Below are 20,019 nucleotides of genomic sequence, written 5' to 3'. Positions count from 1 at the left end.
GTTTTTCAGTACAAGACTCAATTTACCTGTTTTTGTCCTTAACCGAAAAGTATTGCGATCACGCCGTGTTTTGCGGCGGTGTATGCGGCTCCGCCCTTGATGCCTATGACCCCAGCGCCCGATGATGTGTTCACGATCGCGCCGCCCCCTTGCTTGAGTAGCAGCGGAATTTCATACTTCATGCACAGAAAAACGCCGCGCAGGTCGATGTCTACGATCCGATCCCACTCTTCCTCTTCGATTTCCGCTGTTGCTGTATTTTTCTGCTCCACACCAGCGTTATTAAAAGCAAAGTCCAACCGCCCGAAGGTCTCGATGGTCTTGGCAAGAGCCGCCTTCACATCCTCGGCTTCCGTTACGTTGCACTTGACGGCGATCGCTCGTCCGCCGAGTTCTTCGATCGTGCGTGCCGTTTCTTGATTGCCCTGTTCTGAAACGTCGGCGACCACTACATTAGCGCCCTCACGGGCAAATGCCAGCGCCGTAGCTCGACCGATGCCGTTCGCTGCTCCGGTTACAAACGCAACTTTTCCTGTATACTTTCCATTCTCGTTCGTCGTCACTATTTTTCTCCTTAAAACCTTTGTTTTGCATGTAGGACTTTTCTGACTGTGCAAATTTGTGAAGTGTTGCAGGTCGGTAGATTTGATGATGATGCTTCTTGTGCGATCGCTAGAACGAACCGTCTGTTGATTTCGATAGCTCTTCATTGGCGCGCGTCGCCTGCAACCGTTCCTCGACAGCCGACGCGATCGCCGCGAGGGCGTCGCTGCCGGCAACGAACAGCTTCGGCGGATTCTCCATTCCGGCGATTTTGACCAGAGCATCGCCCAACTTTGCCGGATCACCCTGCTGCGTACCGTTGTAGGCCGACCACGTTTCCTGGACATTGCCCTCGGCGGCATAGTCTTCGATGGCGTTGCTGGGCCATCTAACATTCTGGTCGTTCAGAAGGTCTGTGCGGAAGAAGCCAGGTTCGACGACCGTCATCTTAATGCCGAACCCCTCGACCTCGACCGCGACCGATAGCGAGATGCCCTCGACCGCGAACTTCGATGCGGCGTAGGCGGCACAGTGCTTAAACCCGACAACGCCAGCAACGGAGCTGATGTTGATGATGTAGCCCGAGCGCTGCTGACGCATAACCGGCAGCACCGCGCGCATGACGTACACCACACCATAGAAGTTCGTAGCGAACTGGCGTTCGATCTCGGCTGTGGTCATCTCTTCAAAATTACCAAGCAGGCTGTAGCCCGCATTGTTAACCAAAACGTCGATATGACCGAAGCGCTTCACCGCCTCCTCTACGGCTGTTTTCGCCTGTACCTCGTCCGCAACGTCCAACTGGACAAATGCCAGATTCTCGCTTGCAACATCGCGCAAGGCATTACGCACTTTGTCGAGGTTTCGGCCGGTGGCGACTACACGATCGCCAGCCTGCAATGCCGCCTTGGCGGTTCCGGTGCCAATGCCGCTGCCGGCGCCTGTGATAAACCAGACTTTGTTCATAATTATTTTCCTTTGACTCGGACTTAATCAAACGCTGTATTGTTCGTCGCTGACATGCTCCAGCCAGTCCACAGGCTTACCATCAAGCCATTCCTGAATGGCGATGTGTGTCATCGCCGTGGTTGCTGTAGCACCGTGCCAATGCTTCTCACCCGGCGAGATCCAGATCGCGTCCCCCGGTCGAATTTCCTCGATCGAGCCGCCCCAGCGCTGTACGAGGCCACAGCCAGCTGTCACAAGCAGGGTTTGTCCCAACGGGTGAGTATGCCATGCTGTCCTAGCACCAGGCTCAAACGTGACACTGGCACCAGACGTGCGTGCTGGATCGTGTGCCTCGAACAGGGGGTCAACGCGGACAGTGCCAGTAAAATAATCAGCCTGCCCTTTGGCGGAAGGCTGTGAGCCACTTTTTTTAATGTCCATTTTCTTAATTCCTTTACTTGATGCCTTTTCGATGGCTAGTAGGCAAGTCTCTTGACCAATCAAAACTGAGTTTTATCTTGAATAAAAATCCAGAATGTTTACAAGAAGCCGAAATCATTTTTTATTGCTTTAGCTTCATTCTAAGAATCCTCAAGGGCAAGCAATAGGACGATCGTCTAAGATTGTTGTACAATCCTGCAAACTTAGAAATGAACGCTGCCAAAACGATCGATTTAATGAACGACCCGCAGGCAAAGCGCGAAGCAGAGAGAGCGCAAGCCAACAGAGACGAACTCAAAGAGCTGATTGCCCAGGCTATTCCCCATGATGGGACGATTGAGCCGCTCAAAGGTTTGCACTTCAACCGCGCCTCCTCGCCTTCGGAATGTATTCATAGTGTCTCTATCCCTGCCTTTTGTGTGATTGCTCAGGGCAGCAAAGAAGTTTTTCTGGGCAGCGATCGCTATCAGTACGACCCAATGCATTATCTGCTTGCTACGGTCGAACTGCCAATTATCAGCCAAATTCTGGAAGCGTCAAAGGGGCAACCGTACCTTAGCCTTCGCCTCGATCTTGACCCCACCCTTGTTGGTTCAGTGATGGTCGAGGCTGGGTATCCCTCATCGCGCAGCCCTGCTGATGTGAAAGCTATTGACGTAAGTCCGTTGAATGCAAATCTGTTGGACGCTGTAGTGCGGCTCGTCAGGCTTTTAGATTCCCCTGCTGAAGCTCATGTTCTCGCACCACTGATTAAGCGGGAAATCATTTACCGACTTTTGATGGGAGAGCAAGGTAATCGGCTCCGTCATATTGCAGTTCTCGGTGGCTACACTTACCACATCGCCAGAGCCGTCGAGCGACTTCGTAAAGACTTTAACGAGCCGATCAAGATTGAAAACATCGCCCGAGAAATGGGAATGAGTGTATCGGGCTTTCACCATCACTTCAAGTCTGTCACTGCAATGAGTCCCTTGCAGTACCAAAAGCAACTGCGGCTCCAGGAGGCCCGCCGTCTGATGCTGGGGGAAAAGCTTGATGCTACCAGTGCTGCCTACCGCGTGGGTTATGACGATGCCTCGCATTTTAACCGGGAGTACAAGCGGCTTTTTGGTGCGCCACCGATGCGCGATGTGGAGCGACTGCGAGAAGCTGCTAGGGAGACTGCTAGTTCAATATAATCTCCTCAACAATACCTTAGCCAAAACAAGAGGAAGAACAGAGAGATTGTTAACCCATCATTTAGACTTTACCATAAAGAAATACTTCAAGAAAAGTTGATGGCTTCTAATAGCACCTTCACTCCTGATACGATCGCTGCTGGCTTCCATGCCCTGTCTGACCCCCTACGGATTAAGGTATTAGAACTGCTGCGCTCTCAAGAACTATGCGTGTGTGACCTGTGCGACCACCTGGGAACCACTCAGTCTAAACTGTCTTTTCACCTTAAAACCTTGAAAGAAGCGGGTTTGGTTCGCGCTCGTCAAGAAGGGCGCTGGATTTACTACAGCCTCAATCTGCCGCAGTTTGTTGCCCTAGAACAGTATTTAGCAGAATTTCGCCGCTTTAGCCCAATATTGCCTATTCGTCCCCCCTGCGAGCCTTAAAAATTCATCAATTTTTTTTGTAATGTTTTGTTTACTTATAGTTATATACGGATTGACAAATCAATTTTTTTTGAAATGATATAAATATGCTCTTGATATTAGGTCAATGAACAAAAAGACTTCAAAACGCCTCTCCTTTATTGACCGCTTCCTGACCTTGTGGATTTTTTTAGCAATGGCTATCGGCGTTGGTCTGGGCTATTTCTTTCCTGGAGTAGAAGCCTTTATCAACCAGTTTCAAGTAGGAACAACCAATATACCGATCGCCATTGGGTTAATTCTGATGATGTACCCGCCCTTAGCGAAAGTGCGATACGAAGAATTAGGGGATGTATTTCGCAACGGAAAAATTCTTGGTGTGTCACTAATTCAGAATTGGATCATTGGGCCAATTCTGATGTTTGCGCTGGCGGCTACCTTTTTACACGGTTATCCAGAATACATGACAGGATTGATTCTGATTGGATTAGCTCGTTGTATTGCAATGGTAGTTGTGTGGAGTGACTTGGCACGAGGTAATACAGAATATACGGCTGGATTAGTTGCCTTTAACAGTATCTTTCAAGTCATCTTTTATAGCCCTTATGCATGGTTCTTTATCACTGTACTGCCGCCACTATTCGGGTTACAAGGCAGTGTTGTTAATGTCAGCATTGCTGAGATTGCTGAAAGTGTGTTTATCTATCTCGGTATTCCCTTTTTAGCTGGATTTTTCACTCGTTTGTTCTTAGTAAAGGTGAAAAGCAAGCAGTGGTATCATGAGGAATTTGTGGCTAAAATTAGCCCGATCACGCTGATTGCTCTGTTATTTACAATCGTCGTTATGTTCAGCTTGAAAGGGAATTTGATCGTTCAGATACCCTTAGATGTGGTAAAAATTGCAATTCCAATGATCATCTACTTCGTGATCATGTTTCTAGTTAGCTTTTACATGGCTTGGCGGATTAAGACAGACTATTCTAGAGCCGCAAGTGTAGCGTTTACAGCCGCCGGAAATAATTTTGAACTTGCGATCGCAGTTGCGATCGCAGTGTTTGGCATTAATTCGGGTGTTGCTTTTGCTGCCGTTGTTGGGCCTCTGGTGGAAGTGCCTGTGTTGATTGGTCTTGTTAATGTTGCTTTCTGGTTTGAAAAACGTTATTTTTTGCCATCTGAATCGAAAACCTTTTAAATTTACTCAGATTATTCGGAGGAATTGAACCATGAAACGTGTGATGTTTGTCTGCAAAAAGAATTCTGCGCGTTCCCAAATGGCGGAAGGCTTTGCTAAAACCCTTGGTAAGGGAAAAATTGAAGTGATTAGCTCAGGCTTAGAAGCAAGTCAAGTCAGACCAGAGGCAATCGCAACCATGAAAGAAATTTGTATCGATATTACCGATCAACACTCCAAACCCCTGAGTGATTTCCAAGCGCAAGACTTTGATGTAGTGATTTCTTTGTGTGGCTGTGGCGTGAATTTGCCGCCAGAGTGGGTTGTGCGAGAAGTATTTGAAGACTGGCAATTAGATGATCCAGCAGAACAACCGGAAATTTTTCCGAGAGTCCGGGATGAGATTAAAGAACGGGTGACTCAATTGATTGAGTATATAGAAAATCCAACACGCAAATCCTGATGTCGAATTGCGAGAAACCCAAAGCACCTTTTTGCGAGAGTTGGAGGAAAATAAGCAATTACCATGACGACATTTGAGTATCCCCCCAGAATTTTGTTTTTATATGGTTCCCTGCGTGAGCGTTCTTATAGCCGCCTCTTGGCAGAGGAAGCAGCACGCATCATTGAAGAATTTGGCGCAGAGGTAAAGTTTTTCGATCCACGCGAACTGCCGATTTACGGCAGCGTACCTGACAGCCACCCAAAGGTGCAGGAGTTGCGCGAATTAAGCCTGTGGTCAGAAGGGCAAGTCTGGTCTACCCCAGAGTTGCACGGCCAGATTTCTGGCATTATGAAAAACCAGATTGATTGGATTCCCCTGACTATGGGAGCGATGCGCCCGACTCAAGGTAGAACTTTGGCACTCATGCAAGTGAGCGGTGGATCGCACAGGACTTACGCAACTGGCACAGTGCGATAGCTTCGCTCGCCGCAGGCATCGCTATTTAGCAGTATTTATGTACTATATAAAAGTGGCTTACCCAGAGGTAATTGCTGAAATTAGTAACAGTAATTGGCTGTGTTAAGTATTCTTCAAATCATGAGAAAATTAGTTGAGGATACCTAAAATAAAACAATAGTAATTCGTTTTGCTGGTTGTAAAACTTTTGTTGCGACTTCTAAACCATATATTTATGCAACGCAAATTATTGAATATTTTGGCTTATCGTTGCTTTTTGATGGTGTTTATGGTAGTGAACTTGACGCAACGCGGAGCATAAAAGGTGACTTAATTCACCATATTTTATTAACAGAAAAACTTTTACCCTCTACTGTGGTGATGGTAGGCGATAACTTCGTTAAGCTTCTCTACGAGACGCTCCGCGAACGCTAACGCTCCCATGACATCATTGGAGCCAAGCACCATCACATTGGTTCAATTGGTGTTACCTATGGCTATGGAACTGAGGAGGAATTGAAAGCTCATGGTGCTGATTTAGATTGCCCATTCTCCAAGTGATATTCCCAGATTAATAATTCGTAAATAATGCCGCCATCTTTAACACTTTTCCATAGCTTACTTCTGTTTAGTACCGCTTTCCTTGCAGGGGGGCTAAATGCTGTAGCGGGTGGTGGAAGCTTTATCACCTTTCCAACTCTCATCTTTACGGGTGTACCCCCGATCGCAGCTAACGCCACGAATAATACAGCTATATGGGTGGCTTCCCTCGCAAGTGCTGGAGCATACCGTCAAGATTTGGGCATCGAGCGGCGAGATTTTTTACTTTTATGTAGTGTCAGTTTAGTTGGTGGCATGATTGGCTCAATAGCTTTGTTGTATACATCGCCAGACGTTTTTCAAAAGCTGATTCCCTATCTGTTGTTGCTGGCAACCCTGGTATTTACCTTTGGCGAACCTTTCAAAAAGTGGTTGCAGCGTCGAAACCAGAATACATCACCGGAATCTGTACCGTTGTTTAATTTGGTACTGGCTCAACTAGCGATCGCAATCTATGGCGGTTTCTTTGGCGCAGGTTTAGGGATTTTAATGCTGGCAACTCTGACATTTTTAGGTATCAAAAGTATCCACAAAATGAATGCTTTTAAGACATTTTTAGGGAGTTGTATCAATGGTATTGCGATCGTTCCATTTATTTTTGCAGGTGTGATTGCTTGGCATCAAGCCATTTTGATGGCAGTCGGTGGCTCTGTTGGTGGTTATTTAAGCGCCCACTATGCTCGTCAACTTGAACCGCACTTAATTCGGAAATTTGTGATGATTGTTGCCTTTACTATGACTGCCTACTTTTTTATTCACGGTTAAGAACTGGGAACTACTCAGGAGTGATGTATGGAAGCATCAAAAAAATCACAAGTCATGATCCGTGCTTTTAGTTCCAGAAATTTTCGCCTGTACTATACAGGTCAGGCAATTTCTTTGATTGGTACGTCAATGACTCAAGTGGCTACTAGTTGGTTAGTATATCGCCTCACCGATTCCGCTTGGTTACTTGGTCTAGTGGGCTTTGCCAGCCAAATTCCCACACTTGTGTTGATTCCTCTGGGTGGAATCATTGCCGATCGCTGGAATCGTCACCAAATTCTACTAGTTGCCCAAATTCTAGGAATGCTTCAGTCTTTAGCTCTAACGTGGCTAGCCCTAAGCGGTACGATTAATATCGAGTACATTGTAATTCTTGGTGTGCTGCAAGGAATTATTAACGCCTTCGATATTCCGACTCGACAGGCATTTCTTCCCGAAACAGTTGGTAAGGAAAATCTTGGTAATGCCTTTGCCTTATACTCTTCCTTGGTGAGTGTGACGAGTATGGTAGGCCCTGCGATCGCAGGTTTATTAATTGTAGCGCTGGGATCGGGGCTATGTTTCCTAATTGATAGCATCAGTTACATCGCTGTAATTATTGCCCTCCTAGCAATACGGCTGACATCCAGAAAAAGCATCATTCCCAAACGCAAACCCTTAGAAGAATTAAAAACTAGTTTTAAATATGCCTTTGGGTTTTTGCCAATTCGATCAGTCTTGATTGGTTCAGCTTTAGTCTGTTGCGTCTGGGGATTTTACTTAGCTTTGGGGCCGATTTTTGCCAAAGATATTTTGCAAGGCGGCCCTAACACCTTCGGCTTCTTGATGACAGCTTCGAGTTTAGGAACCTTAGCTGGTGGTATTTATTTAACCAAGCGTAGCAATGTACTAGAGTCGGGTAAAGTTCTAGCATTGGGCATAGGTTTTATGGGAGTAAGCTTGATTGTCTTTGCCTTATCCCGCATGTTCTGGCTTTCGCTACTCTCATTATTTGCAGCTGGCTTCGGCTTTATTTTGCAGATAATTGCCGGACGCACTTTGCTTCAGTTGTTGGTGAGCGATGAAAATCGTGGGCAAATTACAGGTCTTTACGTTATGGCATCTACAGGTGCAGTACCTATAGGCAACTTAATAGCTGGTGCACTAGCAAGTAAAATTGGTAGTAGCAATACTGTCATCCTTGGTGCAAGTATTTGTATTGCAGGCTCAATTTTCTTTATGCAGCAAATCTCCATCTTTCGCGATCTGGTTCGTCTGAATCTACGTACTGAAGGAGCTTAAAAGAAAAATAGCTCTGACGATTTAAAAGAGTGCATAATCAGCCATAACATCAAAAATTGGTAACAACAATGACTACTATAAATGACCCTGCTGTTGTAGCTGAAGTAACTGATTTGTACCTCAAGTATGAAGAAGCTCTTTGTAATAACAATTTGGAAGTGATGGATAGCTTGTTTTGGAATGCGCCCGAAGTAGTGCGGTTTGGCATCACAGAAAACCTCTATGGCAGCGAGGAGGTTCGTAACTTTCGTCAGAATCGTCCAAACCCAAAAATAGAGCGAGAAATCCTGAATCTCAAGGTTGTCACCTTCGATAAAGATGCAGCAACCGTGACTTTAGAATTTCGCCGTAATATTAATGGTGTAGAACGTTTCGGGCGACAAAGCCAGACTTGGTACAGGTTTACCGAAGGATGGAAGGTGGTTTCAGCCCATGTTTCATTATTGCCAGTCTGAGTTTCAAAACTATGACTAGCATTCTAGTTAGAGATTAGCTCCCAGAAAAATACTGAGTGGCGATAGTATTAGTACGCCACGGCGTAAATAGAGCAACCATTTCAAATCCCTCTCATAGCTTATTCCATAATACTTTTGACTTTTGACTTCCGCCCTGCGGTACTAGCTTTATCCGATTTCAAATCATTAAAAATAATTGCTGTAACAAAGACTAAATAGAGGTTTAAATATGGAAAATCCATTTGATTGGATTGTTTTAAAATCTAGACATATAGTAAAAGACAAATGGATTTCAGTACGGTCTGATACTTGCCAAATGCCTAATGGAACAATAGTTGACCCTTATTATGTTCTTGAATATCCAACATGGATAAATGTTGTAGCTTTAACCAAAAATCAGGAAGTTATTTTAGTAAAACAATATCGCCACGGTCTGAGAAAAACAATTCTAGAATTGCCCAGTGGTGCTGTAGAGATTAAAGATGTTTTACCACTGGAAGCTGCAAAACGCGAATTATTGGAAGAGACTGGTTACACTAGCAGTAATTTTATTCAAACTGGTATATTATCACCAAACCCAGCTAATCATAACAATTTAACCCATTGTTTTTTAGCAACAGATGTAGAACTTGTATCTGATTTAAAGTTAGACGCTACCGAACAAATTGATGTAGTTTTATTACCCCTAGAAAAGGTAATTGAAGGTATTGATAATGGTATATTGCTGCAAACATTACATATTAGTTCATTATTGTTTGCTCTAAAAAAGCTTGGGAAAGTGCAATTTTCTTAGTCATCTGGCTATAGTTGCCTTTGTCAATAACCTCACTAAACGATAAAAGATATATGACTGTAACAATTTCATTTGATCGCGTTTCTGATATCTACGATGCAACACGGGGACTACCGCCTGAGATTTCCGAGCAAATCACAGATTTTATCCTCAATCTAGTTTCAGCAACAACAGAAACCAAATTCTATGAAACAGGTATCGGCACTGGTAGAATTGCTGTCCCGATCGCAAAAAGAGGTTATTCTTACACTGGTGTAGATATCTCAGAAAAAATGTTAGCTGAACTGCACCAAAAGCTAGAGGGTGTATCTCATCAACTTACAGCAATTAAGGGAGATGCAACTTCTCTACCATTTGCTGACAATTCTTTTGATGTGGCGTTGACAGTTCATGTGTTTCATCTGGTTTCTGCTTGGAAGCAAGCACTAGCAGAAATTCGTCGAGTCCTTAAACCAGGAGGAATTTACCTCTACACTCACGGTAATATGAATTTCAGCAAAGTTAATGAAGATGTCAATCAGGGTAGGTTTGATTTTCAGCAACGTTGGCAGGATATCATTGCTGACTATGATTACCCTTTACCTCGCTATGGTGCAACAGAAGAAGAGGTTTTAACAGAGTTGCGCGAACAAGGAGCAAATTTAGAAACAGTTGTTGCAGCAAAATGGCAATCTAAACTAACTGTGAGCAAATTGATTGAATCTTATAAAAACAAGATTTATCGCCATACTTGGCACATCCCGGATGATATCTTTGCCCGTGCAATTCAAGATTTGCAAGACTGGGCTTTGCAACACTACGGCTCTTTAGACTACGATTTGTCTGGTGAAAGTAGGTTCAAGATTGTGGTAGTAACTAACTGGGCTTAATTGCGGTAAACAAGTTTGTAGTAAGGACTTTAGTCCTTATATTACAGCAATTTTCAGGTATTTAGACCACGACCAGACGGGGAGTAGAGAGTAGTATAGTTCAATTACTTCAAAAGCGCTATAAGCAAGCAATTTCTCAGAAGCAGAGAAATCAAAATTAAAGGCGTAGCCGAGGTTTTAGATCCTCTCTCCCCCATCTCTTTTGTCTTTAGTATCTAACAAATAAATCAACGCCTTCACTAAAGCCTGATTTTGTTCATTAGTACCAACAGTAATGCGTAATTTATCATCTAATCCAGGCTGCTTGAAGTAGCGGATTAAAATTCCGCGTTCCTTCAGCTTTTGATAGAGATATTCTGCCTTTACTTCTCTTGGTTGTGCTAACAAAAAGTTAGCTTGAGAATCCCAAATATGAAAACCTAATTGTTTTAAGTCTGTTGCTAACTTAGTCCGTGATGCCTTAATCTTTGCCACACAAGCATTTTTATAAGCTTGATCGGTAATAGCAGCAGAGCCAATTGCACAAGCGATCGCATCAATGTTATAGCTATCTTTCACTTTAAACAATCCCTGCAACAACTTGGGATTCGCCACCGCAAATCCCAGGCGCAATCCCGCCAACGAGTACCCTTTAGAAAGTGTGCGAATTACGATGACGTTTTCGTATTCCTTTACCAAAGCCAATGCATTCTCTTCGGTAAAATCTACATATGCTTCATCGATCACTAAAACTCCAGATAGCTGGCCGGCTAATTTTCGCAGATCATTTGTTGCTACCACATGCCCCGATGGACTATTAGGCGAGGCAATGAATGTCACACATCCATTAGCAGCAACCAGTTCTTCCAAAGGTAAAATGTAGTCCTCGCTGTAAGGAATCTCAATAATTTCCGCAGCTTGCATTTCTGTTAATGTGCGATATAGCACGTAAGTTGGTATCGGATAAACTACCTTTTTCCCCGGTTCTGCACAGGCTCGAATCACCACACTCAACAATTCGTCACTGCCATTTCCGACAATGATCCAATCGCTAGGAACTCCTAAAACTTTACTTGCGGCTTCCCGGAACTCTCCCCCGAAAGGTTCTGGATACCTTCGCAACCACTCGCCATCGATATTTTGTAGGACAGCTAATGCCGCAGGGGAAGGTGGATAGGGGTTTTCGTTGCTGTTGAGTTTAATGATCTGTGTACCGCGTTGGGGCTGCTCACCGGGAATGTAGCTAGCCATTGCATTAACATTGGAGCGAAAGTAGTTACTCATAGGGCATGGGGTATGGAAAAAACAGGTTTTGATAAGTTAGGAATTAGCAGTTGACTAGGCATTCAATCCTATATGATGCTTAGGGATTTCCAAGAAATAAATTATTCAATCTTGTGGGGTGGGCATCTTGCCCGCCCAATAACCAAAGGCGGGCAAGATGCCCACCCCACAATAAATAATTGGATATTTTTTTATTTGTCAGTCCCTTAAATCCTTGCATAATTTTGCCCAGCAAGCACTCGTCAGCCCCTATGGGGAGAAGCGAGAAGTAGGAGAATAACAATGCCCAATCACAAATGACAAATGCCCAATGCCCAATGACAAATCATTACCGATATATTATTTTTTACAAACCCTATGGCGTTCTCAGCCAGTTTACAAAAGATGCTCCCACACATAGCACCCTGAAAGATTATATTGATGTACCTGATGTGTATCCTGTGGGACGCTTAGACTGGGATAGTGAAGGGTTGCTGCTGTTAACGAACGATGGGCAATTGCAAAATCGTCTTGCTCATCCGCGTTTTGGTCATAAACGTACTTACTGGGTACAGGTAGAGCGAATTCCAGATGCAGATGCGATAAAAAGGTTGCAAACAGGTGTGGAAATTCAAGATTACCGCACTCAACCAGCAGAAGTTAGGCTCTTAGCAACAGAGCCACAGCTACCTGAACGCACCCCGCCGATTAGATTTCGCAAAAATGTACCGACAGCTTGGCTGGAAATGACCTTGACAGAAGGAAAAAACCGCCAAGTACGGCGCATGACTGCGGCTGTAGGGTTTCCGACTTTGCGACTGGTTAGGGTCAGCATAGCCCACCTACAATTAGATGACCTACAATTGGGTCAATGGCGTGACCTCACCACATCTGAGATCCAATCTCTGCATGATAATTTCCGCAAATCGAAAAGTTTTTCTCCAAAGGCGAATGGTCTCTAACAGGAATTCGATTTTCTGTTGTGAGCTAGGGAATTCCAGTATTACATTTGGAATGCGATCGCAGCAATGTATATTGAATTGAAACGAGAAAGCAATCAAGCATTTTGAATAAGCAATATGCCTTTTTGCTTGCTGAATCTACGCAAATGAGAAAGCAATCAAGCATTTTGAATAAGCAATATGCCTTTTTGCTTGCTAAATCTACCCAAATGAGAAAGCAATCAAGCATTTTGAATAGGCAATATGCCTTTTTGCTTGCTAAATCTACCCAAATGAGAAAGCAATCAAGCAAACCCAGAAAGCAATATGTCTTTTTGCTGATTTAACTCGACTTGATCAAACGCGCTTCATCTCAGTGTTCATACCCCTAAATAAGTCACACATCGCCTTAAAAGCTTAAATTTCTTTATTTACGCCAATAGCTAGTTCCTTTTTACTATGTTTCAACTTTTTCCAAACTGCCCTAATTTGCTGGTAAGCTTCTTCCTGAGACAGTTTTCCCGCCGTTTCTAGACAAGTAATGTAACTAATTTTTTGGGTAAATTCTTGGAGGTTGGCGTTAAACACTAAGTTCTCTGGCTGGAATTTCCCATAATATCGACTACGAGGGTAAAGAAAGTTGTTTTTGTCTTGTGAGTTAGGGTCTGTCATTAATTTGCTGTCTGTAATTTTTTATTAAGAGTTCTAAACTTGATTTTCACCTAAGTGTAAATACACATTATAAAAGTCAAGCTCCAGAATTAGTGTATATTTTAATTAAAAATATATTTTAAAACTAGTGTCATAAGGCACAAATCCAGCTATGATTTCAATGAATCAGACAAGGGCTTAACAAGGGACTTACAGTATTTTCCAGGTATTTATACTGCAACTTAGACGGGGAGTAGGGAGTGAAAGTTTCTTCAGATGTCTATACACGGTAGTCTCAAAGGAGAGAGACTTTGAATTTCCCCCTTCCCTAGTAGCGAAAGGGGTAGGGGGTTAAGTATTTTCTTGCAGTCTACTCAAGTCAAAATCGCTTCATTGGTTGATTTGCCGGACAACATATGATTATCCGAACTTAATATTAGTTTTCAGATATATAGATTTTAAGCTGAAAGCTTTCTCTCAAGCTACTTAGGTAAGCTAGCAGCGCATAAGTAAAAATCACAATTCCGATCATTTCCAAAAACTCTTCAACAACTATGCCAGTTAAGGTTATTAGGCTGCGTCGCCCAAAATCTACTCTCAAAAGTCCACCCACCATTTCCATACCTAATGTTCCACTCACATAAACAACTGTGGCAATCAGAAATAAATACCGAGTTTTGTAAGGGAGATCGAGCCAAAATTTTAGATATTTAAATGCAAAAAGTCCCATAAAAACAGCACCAGGGATAACCCAGGTTTGGAAAAAGATCGGATTGAGATGAAGCGATTCTCGCACTGATGGAATGATCAAAATCTCGTGAAAACTAAATGCTTCATCCAAACTCAAATATAAAAATATAAAAGATAGGACTTTCCAGTAAGAAAAATGGCGGTCTTTCGCCTTAATAGCGGTAATTGCTTTAAGTAATCCTGAACAAAATAATAGAGAGAATGCAGAATACCAGGCAGGAATATTCAATTCTCCATCTAGGCTAAATAGCTCGTAAAACCATTTTGTAGCTGGAAAGGGAAACTCCGAGAACCAGAAATAGCCACTCAAAATACCTGCTAAAGTGAGGCACATAACTATGAAACTTAAACGGCGAGCAATTGTTTTAGCACAGACATGAATTGGTAACTCTACACTATCGCTTGATACTTGCTGCATAAGAAGATTGAGTTAATTTCCTCTATATATAACAATTAATAGGAAATTATCTCAATTATTAATATACTACATTAAGTATATCCAAATAGTGTAGTTAAACATTATGAGCAATACTAAAAAAGTTAGTGACGACTTGAGCGCCTCTGGACAACTAACTTCTGAGGAGTTAAAACAGGCAGCCCAAGAGGGGTTTAAGTCGGTGCTGAACCTGCGTTTTCCCGATGAAGCAGGTTTTTTAGGTGACGAACAGCAGCAAGCCCAGGCGGCTGGATGCAATATGCCAACGTCCCGTTAAAGCCTTCAGAAGCCCAAGAGTTATACTAAATTGTCAGAAACTTGATTAAAACCATCTAAACTTCACGCCCGTTAAGCAAGATTTTCTTGTAGAATGAAGCCCCGCCGAGAGTACGACACTAAAAGCCTTGAAATGGTGCTTTACCGAAGCCGTAACACACTCTACAGCTTACTAAATTTATTTATGGGGAATTAATCTGTGAATTTTGAATTTGTAGAGAAGCAACGTGACTAACTCAGCACCAAGTCGTTTGGGCGAACTCGCTAACCTGTTTTTTAAACTCGGCGTTATCGGCTTTGGGGGCCCGGTTGCCCATATCGCCATGATTGAAGATGAAGTAGTTAAGCGGCGTCAGTGGTTAACAAGGGAGCATTTTCTAGATTTGCTGGGAGCAACTAACCTAATTCCTGGGCCAAATTCCACAGAAATGGCTATCCATATCGGATACATCTATGCAGGATGGCTGGGGCTGATTGTGTCAGGTGTCTGTTTTATCTTACCTGCGGTTCTAATTACTGGTGGGTTTGCTTGGGTTTATGTTACCTATGGCACTCTACCCCAAGTCGCTCCCTTACTTTATGGCATTAAACCAGCTGTTTTAGCAATCATTATCAATGCCCTCTGGGGCTTGGCAAAAAAGGCTGTGAAAACTCGCCAATTACTAGTGATTGCTTTGGCTGTGGCATTATTGACATTATTATTCAAATTAAATGAAGTAATTGCCCTATTAATTGGGGGATTGCTGGGTATGGTTTGGTTACATTCTGGTGAGAAAAACGACAAACCAGGAGATAAAGCCAACTTTCTAATTGCTAGTCTCAGTACAGGTGCGACTTTGAAAGCATCAGCGGCTTTTGCTGCATCTGCATCTACAGCAACCAACGTTTCTTTATGGCAGTTGGGCTGGTTTTTTCTCAAAGTCGGTAGTGTCTTGTTTGGTGGTGGCTACGTTTTGGTGGCTTTTCTCCAAGGAGGATTAGTTGAAGAATACGGCTGGCTGACACAACAACAGTTATTAGATGCGATCGCAATTGGTCAATTTACGCCTGGGCCAGTACTTTCCACTGCTACCTTTATTGGTTATATCATTGCCGGCATACCTGGGGCAATTGTTGCCACAATCGGAATTTTTCTCCCTTCTTTTGTTTTCGTTGCTGCCTTGAATCCCCTAATCCCACGCTTACGGGCTTCTTCTTGGACTAGAGCATTTTTGGATGCTGTGAATGTTAGCGCTGTAGCACTAATGGTTGTTACTACTCTGCAACTGGGGGCAGCAACTTTAACATTACCACAATCCCCATTTGTAGATTTTCTTGGCTTTGCGATCGCGATCGTCTCAGCCATTTTTGCTATTCACTTTCGCATCAATGCTGCATGGCTAGTCTTTGGTGGCGCTTTAATTGGATGGGGCGCTTCACTCTTGGGCTAGACTCGATGAAATTGCCAGTATTGTAGATTTATCGCAGCTATTAACTTGCCTTTACAATAGACATAGGAGTGAAATTAAATATGCGTTACCCAAAACCCTTGTAGAGACGTAGCACTGCTACGTCTCTACATTCTTTGCAGTGCTACGTCTCTACATTCTTTGCAGTGCTACGTCTAAGACCTATTAGTTTAGGTGTATTTTTTGACTTACAGTAATTTTCGTTTTAAATAGACCACGCGGTAGGGGCACAGAAAAAGCTCATGCGTGTCAACTTAACGTAAAACCCATGTCCCACAAGGAACTGAAGTTCCTTGCTAATAGCTCAAGTCATCTAAAGATGACTAAATAATCTGAAAAATCTTTAGTCTAAGTAGAGCGGTGTGAATAATTCAAGGTTTGTAGTGAGGGCTTCAGCCATCATTTGAGGACTAAAGTCCTCACTACGAACTAATCTCAATATTTTTTACATTACTTAATCTAGTTTAATTTATTCTCACCGACTTACTTACTTCAGTAGACTTTGGCTAAAAGCCAAAGAAATTTATTTCTGGGCGGGCGTAATTTGACACGCATGAGCAATGCTCTGTGCCCCTACAACATATGTGGTTCAATTCAATGAAAACGGCTGTAAGCTTTGGATCTCCTCTCTGGCTCGGATTTATAGAGATTTTTCTAATTTTGCTGGCTTAAACAAGTCAAAAAATACATCCATTAAATCTTGCTTTCAAACTATTTTCATGTGATAATCACCATTAACTCCGGTAAACTCACAAACTTACCGGAGTTAATAACTCTAGTTGAAGAATTAAACTTTTTATCTGTTGAAAAGCGATAAACATGGTAATAAACATACCAGTCTATAGCTTGAGGGCTGCTATATATAAAAAGTTTGCTACTTTGCGTTGTAGCATACATCTTTATCCACATCTGTGCAGATTTTAGATTGAAGTTAGAAAGGTTGACGGATAAATTTTTCGTGCCAATTTTTATCTATATCTCGATTCCACCATCTAAATTAATATCCTCAAGAGCTAGAAATTTGTCTATGAAGTTCCAGCCATTTCGTCTGATCGGAGTTTGGGGACGGTCTAAAGAGCAAGAGTATGTAGGAGAAAACCAGAAAGTTTTTTGCGGAAGTTTTTCGGCAATGTTTGTACTGGGTGCGTTTTTGGGTTTAGCGATCGCCACTACTACCAACAACTCCGAAAATGCTACAGCAGCTTATCCAATTGCCGCCAACTTGTCAAACGTAACTCTACGTGCTTCTAAGTACAAAGGTGGTTGGGATTTGCAACTCAAGTTAGCTGGGCAAGATAAATCTCTTTATAAAACTGAGTTCACAGAATTTACTGGGGGAAACTTTATCGTACAGGCAATCAACGCCAACGCCATCGACATCGGCAGTGCTAGCGAGATCCCAGCAATTTTTGCAGTTCAATCACAAGCGGCGGTGAAAATCATTGCTTCCATCAAGGGGCCGACAGTGGGTCAAGTTGTACTCGTGCCAAAAAACTCCAAAGCAAAAAAGTTTGCTGACCTCAAAGGTAAGAAAATCGGCTATGTCAAAGCGACTACAGCTCATTACTTCCTGATTAAGATGTTGGCACAAGAGGGATTGACGCTCAAAGATGTTAACGCCGTGGCGCTAACTATTCCAGACGGACTCTCTGCGTTTAGGAGAGGCGACCTAGATGCCTGGGCTACCTACGGTTACGCAATCCAGCAAGCCGAGAAAGATGGAGCTAAGGTACTCAAATCAGCGAAAAACATTCTTAGCGGCAATTTTACGATTGTAGCAGCGCCGAGTGCGATCGCCGATCCCGATAAAAAAGCAGCGATTGCAGACTTCCTCTGCCGCATCGAGAAATCGCAAGATTGGCAAGCATCGCATATAGAAGTGTGGTCTAAGAACTATGCAAAAGCAATTGGAGTTGATGAAACCCTTGTCCTCAAAGATGCCAAAGAGGGATTAAAACAACGGCGATCGCAATTGTTGCCAGTTTCCCAACAAGCGATCGCTTCCCAGCAAGATGTAGCCGACACATTTTATCGTGCAGGAGTTATCCCATCGAAAGTTGACGTGAAACCATTATGGGATGAAAGCTTTACTAATGCGATCAATAAATGCAAATAGTCAACCCGCTTTAGGAGAAATAAAATTAGTTACTCTGAAATCCTGGCTCAAATCCAAACCATTAAGCCAAAATTCGGGAGTTCAAAATCTTTGAGTTGAAAACTATTTTATTTTTGAACTCTGAGCTTCTAAATTATATGTGCCTGTAATAGTCAAAAGGTTGATATCTTAATATCTTTTGAATCATTTCTATCCTATAAAAGTTAACTTAAACTAAGATTAAATATGTCAATTCAAGACACAGTAAGTAATTGGGAGCAACTGTTAGAAATTGCTCAAAAAAATACCCCGGCTCGACGGGTGCGTAGACCAGGGCAATCTCCTTCTACCGCTCCCATTCCTAGCAGTCTTCATAAACTGCCGCCAGATACAGAACCGCCAGTACTGCTCTACCGCGATACTAACTCTTGGTGTCCATTTTGCGAACGGGTTTGGTTTGCTCTCGAAGAAAAGGAAATTCCCTTTGCAACAGAGTTTATCGACTTGACTAACAAGCCTAAATGGTATACCGATTTAGTTCCGACAACCCTTGTCCCGGCTGCGAAAATTCAGGGAAAGTTAGTTTATGAATCCAAAGAGATTCTCTTAGCATTGGAAGAACGATTTGGGCCTACCTTGCTCCCGGAAGACCCAGAAGAAAACGCCGTTGCTAGGCAGTGGCTTGAGGATGCTGAAACCAATGGTGTGAGAGATATTGCCTACAAATTTCTCAGACAAGCCCCTGAAGATCCTAATGAATTAGCAAGCTTAGAGGCAGCTTTTGAAGCAAAATTAGACGAACTAGAGCAACTTCTTGGAAAGTATCCTGGCCCCTACTTTTTGTCAACATTTAGTGTGGTAGATATTACCTATAGTCCCCATTTAGACCGATTGGCAGCTAATTTACCCGTTTATCGGAGATATCACCTGAAGGGAAATCCCCGCTATCCTCGGATCAACGCTTGGTTTGAAGCACTCAAACAGCGTCCCGCCTATCACCGCGTCAAATCGGATGATACCACCAACAATTTACTCTTGCGTCGCCGATGGGGCGTGACACCAATCGGTAATCCCTTGCCACCCGACCCAGCAGCTAGCCAAGAAATCCAATTTCGGGCAGAAGCGGCAGAGAGATTGACTGATAACCGAGAAGTTGCTTTAGGAGACATCCTGAAAAACTCCGGCGTGCAAGCATTGGCGGTCAATGGCGACACAACAGCCGTTAAAGAAGCGGTTGATTTTCACCTCAGATTGCTGGCTGACTATCTGATTAATGGTAATGGCGCAGCATTACCGTGGGGGCGCGTGGGCGGCAAAGACAATGCTGATCCGACTGTGGCTGCGGTTGGAGCGATTACACTAGCCTATGTGAGAAATCGCATCTGTGCGCCACGGGATATGAGCGCTGGTGCAGCAACTGCATTCCGGGCAGCAGCAGATAAAGTGTTGGCATCTCTTTATTAGCGATCGCTGGTGACACGTTAAGATTGTATTTCGCCTGGTGGTAACCTGGACAATTTTTAGCTACCACCTGAAATACCTAATTATCTGTTATACCTGCCGTTTGTGCGATCGCTAACTGAGAACTCAGATCGGCAACCATTTTTCAGCCAAATACGATTACTTTTCTAGCCTTAATTTCCGTTTGAACACTCAACTCAAATCAATGCCCAAATGGGATTGATTTGAGCAGATTTCTGCCAAGAAAAAAAGGAGAGTATTGCTACTCACCTAAGGTAAAAGGTAATATGAGCGAGAACTTCTTTTCCTAACGTCAGTTGGACGAATCTCTCCCGGCCTTGAACTAAAATTTAAGTCTGTGCCTCTCCG

The 20,019-nt window shown here is 43.3% G+C and carries 21 protein-coding genes and 1 pseudogene; 16 read left to right on the top strand and 6 right to left on the bottom strand.

All coding sequences use genetic code 11. The annotated features are described in order from the left end of the window. Positions 1-38: 38 nt before the first annotated feature. The 3 genes from HWQ23_RS31645 to HWQ23_RS31635 form a co-directional block, all read right to left on the bottom strand. Positions 39-563 (bottom strand): SDR family NAD(P)-dependent oxidoreductase, encoded by a 525-nt coding sequence (locus HWQ23_RS31645; RefSeq protein WP_292837579.1) that lies wholly within the window; start codon positions 561-563, stop codon positions 39-41. 109 nt (positions 564-672) lie between these two features. Further along, positions 673-1,509 (bottom strand): SDR family NAD(P)-dependent oxidoreductase, encoded by an 837-nt coding sequence (locus HWQ23_RS31640; protein WP_292837577.1) that lies wholly within the window; start codon positions 1,507-1,509, stop codon positions 673-675. A 27-nt stretch (positions 1,510-1,536) separates the two neighbouring features. Further along, positions 1,537-1,995 carry a (R)-mandelonitrile lyase gene (locus HWQ23_RS31635; RefSeq protein WP_292837575.1) on the bottom strand — a complete coding sequence of 153 codons (459 nt, stop codon included), beginning with the start codon at positions 1,993-1,995 and terminating at the stop codon, positions 1,537-1,539. Between the two features lie 146 nt (positions 1,996-2,141). Here HWQ23_RS31635 and HWQ23_RS31630 point away from each other — a divergent pair, with 146 nt between their 5' ends. The 11 genes and pseudogenes from HWQ23_RS31630 to HWQ23_RS31585 all read left to right on the top strand — a co-directional run bounded on the left by HWQ23_RS31630 (position 2,142) and on the right by HWQ23_RS31585 (position 10,350). Beyond that, positions 2,142-3,110 carry an AraC family transcriptional regulator gene (locus HWQ23_RS31630; RefSeq protein ID WP_334888070.1) on the top strand — a complete coding sequence of 323 codons (969 nt, stop codon included), beginning with the start codon at positions 2,142-2,144 and terminating at the stop codon, positions 3,108-3,110. A gap of 99 nt (positions 3,111-3,209) precedes the next feature. Further along, a complete protein-coding gene (locus HWQ23_RS31625; protein ID WP_292837573.1) occupies positions 3,210-3,536 on the top strand; it encodes an ArsR/SmtB family transcription factor in 327 nt (108 codons plus the stop codon). Between the two features lie 106 nt (positions 3,537-3,642). Then, positions 3,643-4,707 (top strand): ACR3 family arsenite efflux transporter, encoded by a 1,065-nt coding sequence (gene arsB / locus HWQ23_RS31620; protein ID WP_292837572.1) that lies wholly within the window; start codon positions 3,643-3,645, stop codon positions 4,705-4,707. A 31-nt stretch (positions 4,708-4,738) separates the two neighbouring features. After that, positions 4,739-5,149 (top strand): arsenate reductase, glutathione/glutaredoxin type, encoded by a 411-nt coding sequence (gene arsC, locus HWQ23_RS31615; protein WP_292837570.1) that lies wholly within the window; start codon positions 4,739-4,741, stop codon positions 5,147-5,149. 63 nt (positions 5,150-5,212) lie between these two features. Beyond that, positions 5,213-5,605: pseudogene (locus HWQ23_RS31610) on the top strand (NAD(P)H-dependent oxidoreductase); the annotation flags it as partial. A 159-nt stretch (positions 5,606-5,764) separates the two neighbouring features. Beyond that, positions 5,765-6,022: an HAD family hydrolase gene (locus tag HWQ23_RS33540; protein WP_365743383.1), complete on the top strand. Its 258-nt coding sequence runs from the start codon at positions 5,765-5,767 to the stop codon at positions 6,020-6,022. Between the two features lie 153 nt (positions 6,023-6,175). After that, positions 6,176-6,952 (top strand): sulfite exporter TauE/SafE family protein, encoded by a 777-nt coding sequence (locus tag HWQ23_RS31605; RefSeq protein WP_292837568.1) that lies wholly within the window; start codon positions 6,176-6,178, stop codon positions 6,950-6,952. 27 nt (positions 6,953-6,979) lie between these two features. After that, a complete protein-coding gene (locus HWQ23_RS31600; RefSeq protein WP_292837566.1) occupies positions 6,980-8,233 on the top strand; it encodes an MFS transporter in 1,254 nt (417 codons plus the stop codon). Positions 8,234-8,301: 68 nt separating this feature from the next. Next, positions 8,302-8,688, top strand: coding sequence for an oxalurate catabolism protein HpxZ (gene hpxZ, locus HWQ23_RS31595; RefSeq protein WP_292837564.1), 387 nt, complete (start codon positions 8,302-8,304; stop codon positions 8,686-8,688). 229 nt (positions 8,689-8,917) lie between these two features. Next, the gene (locus tag HWQ23_RS31590; RefSeq protein WP_292837562.1) at positions 8,918-9,481 is read left to right on the top strand and encodes an NUDIX hydrolase; all 564 of its coding nucleotides are present in this window, start codon (positions 8,918-8,920) and stop codon (positions 9,479-9,481) included. Positions 9,482-9,495: 14 nt separating this feature from the next. Continuing rightward, complete coding sequence (locus tag HWQ23_RS31585) at positions 9,496-10,350, top strand: class I SAM-dependent methyltransferase (RefSeq protein ID WP_365743372.1); 855 nt, start codon at positions 9,496-9,498, stop codon at positions 10,348-10,350. Positions 10,351-10,527: 177 nt separating this feature from the next. Here the strand turns inward: HWQ23_RS31585 and hisC are convergent, their stop codons facing one another. After that, positions 10,528-11,613, bottom strand: a complete 1,086-nt coding sequence (gene hisC, locus HWQ23_RS31580; RefSeq protein ID WP_292837558.1) for a histidinol-phosphate transaminase — start codon at positions 11,611-11,613, stop codon at positions 10,528-10,530. Between the two features lie 317 nt (positions 11,614-11,930). On the opposite strand from hisC, the gene HWQ23_RS31575 reads away from it, so the two are divergent. Beyond that, positions 11,931-12,554: an rRNA large subunit pseudouridine synthase E gene (locus HWQ23_RS31575; RefSeq protein ID WP_292837556.1), complete on the top strand. Its 624-nt coding sequence runs from the start codon at positions 11,931-11,933 to the stop codon at positions 12,552-12,554. 396 nt (positions 12,555-12,950) lie between these two features. Here HWQ23_RS31575 and HWQ23_RS31570 read toward each other — a convergent pair whose 3' ends face one another. Together HWQ23_RS31570 and HWQ23_RS31565 are read right to left on the bottom strand one after the other, a co-directional pair. After that, positions 12,951-13,205: a DUF7219 family protein gene (locus tag HWQ23_RS31570; protein ID WP_292837554.1), complete on the bottom strand. Its 255-nt coding sequence runs from the start codon at positions 13,203-13,205 to the stop codon at positions 12,951-12,953. A 415-nt stretch (positions 13,206-13,620) separates the two neighbouring features. Then, on the bottom strand, positions 13,621-14,352 hold the full coding sequence (locus tag HWQ23_RS31565; RefSeq protein ID WP_292837552.1) for a hypothetical protein: 732 nt from the start codon (positions 14,350-14,352) through the stop codon (positions 13,621-13,623). Between the two features lie 103 nt (positions 14,353-14,455). Here HWQ23_RS31565 and HWQ23_RS31560 point away from each other — a divergent pair, with 103 nt between their 5' ends. The 4 genes from HWQ23_RS31560 to HWQ23_RS31545 all read left to right on the top strand — a co-directional run bounded on the left by HWQ23_RS31560 (position 14,456) and on the right by HWQ23_RS31545 (position 19,653). Continuing rightward, positions 14,456-14,647: a beta-lactamase hydrolase domain-containing protein gene (locus HWQ23_RS31560; RefSeq protein ID WP_365743367.1), complete on the top strand. Its 192-nt coding sequence runs from the start codon at positions 14,456-14,458 to the stop codon at positions 14,645-14,647. 226 nt (positions 14,648-14,873) lie between these two features. Then, the gene (gene chrA / locus HWQ23_RS31555) at positions 14,874-16,076 is read left to right on the top strand and encodes a chromate efflux transporter (protein ID WP_292837550.1); all 1,203 of its coding nucleotides are present in this window, start codon (positions 14,874-14,876) and stop codon (positions 16,074-16,076) included. Positions 16,077-17,121: 1,045 nt separating this feature from the next. Continuing rightward, positions 17,122-18,210, top strand: a complete 1,089-nt coding sequence (locus HWQ23_RS31550) for an ABC transporter substrate-binding protein (protein WP_292837548.1) — start codon at positions 17,122-17,124, stop codon at positions 18,208-18,210. A 225-nt stretch (positions 18,211-18,435) separates the two neighbouring features. Beyond that, entirely contained in the window at positions 18,436-19,653 is a 1,218-nt protein-coding gene (locus HWQ23_RS31545; RefSeq protein WP_292837546.1) for a glutathione S-transferase family protein, read from the top strand. Positions 19,654-20,019: the final 366 nt, after the last annotated feature.

Source organism: Nostoc sp. JL33 (assembly GCF_017114985.1).
GTDB lineage: Bacteria > Cyanobacteriota > Cyanobacteriia > Cyanobacteriales > Nostocaceae > Nostoc.
This window is presented reverse-complemented; position numbering and strand designations above follow the sequence as displayed.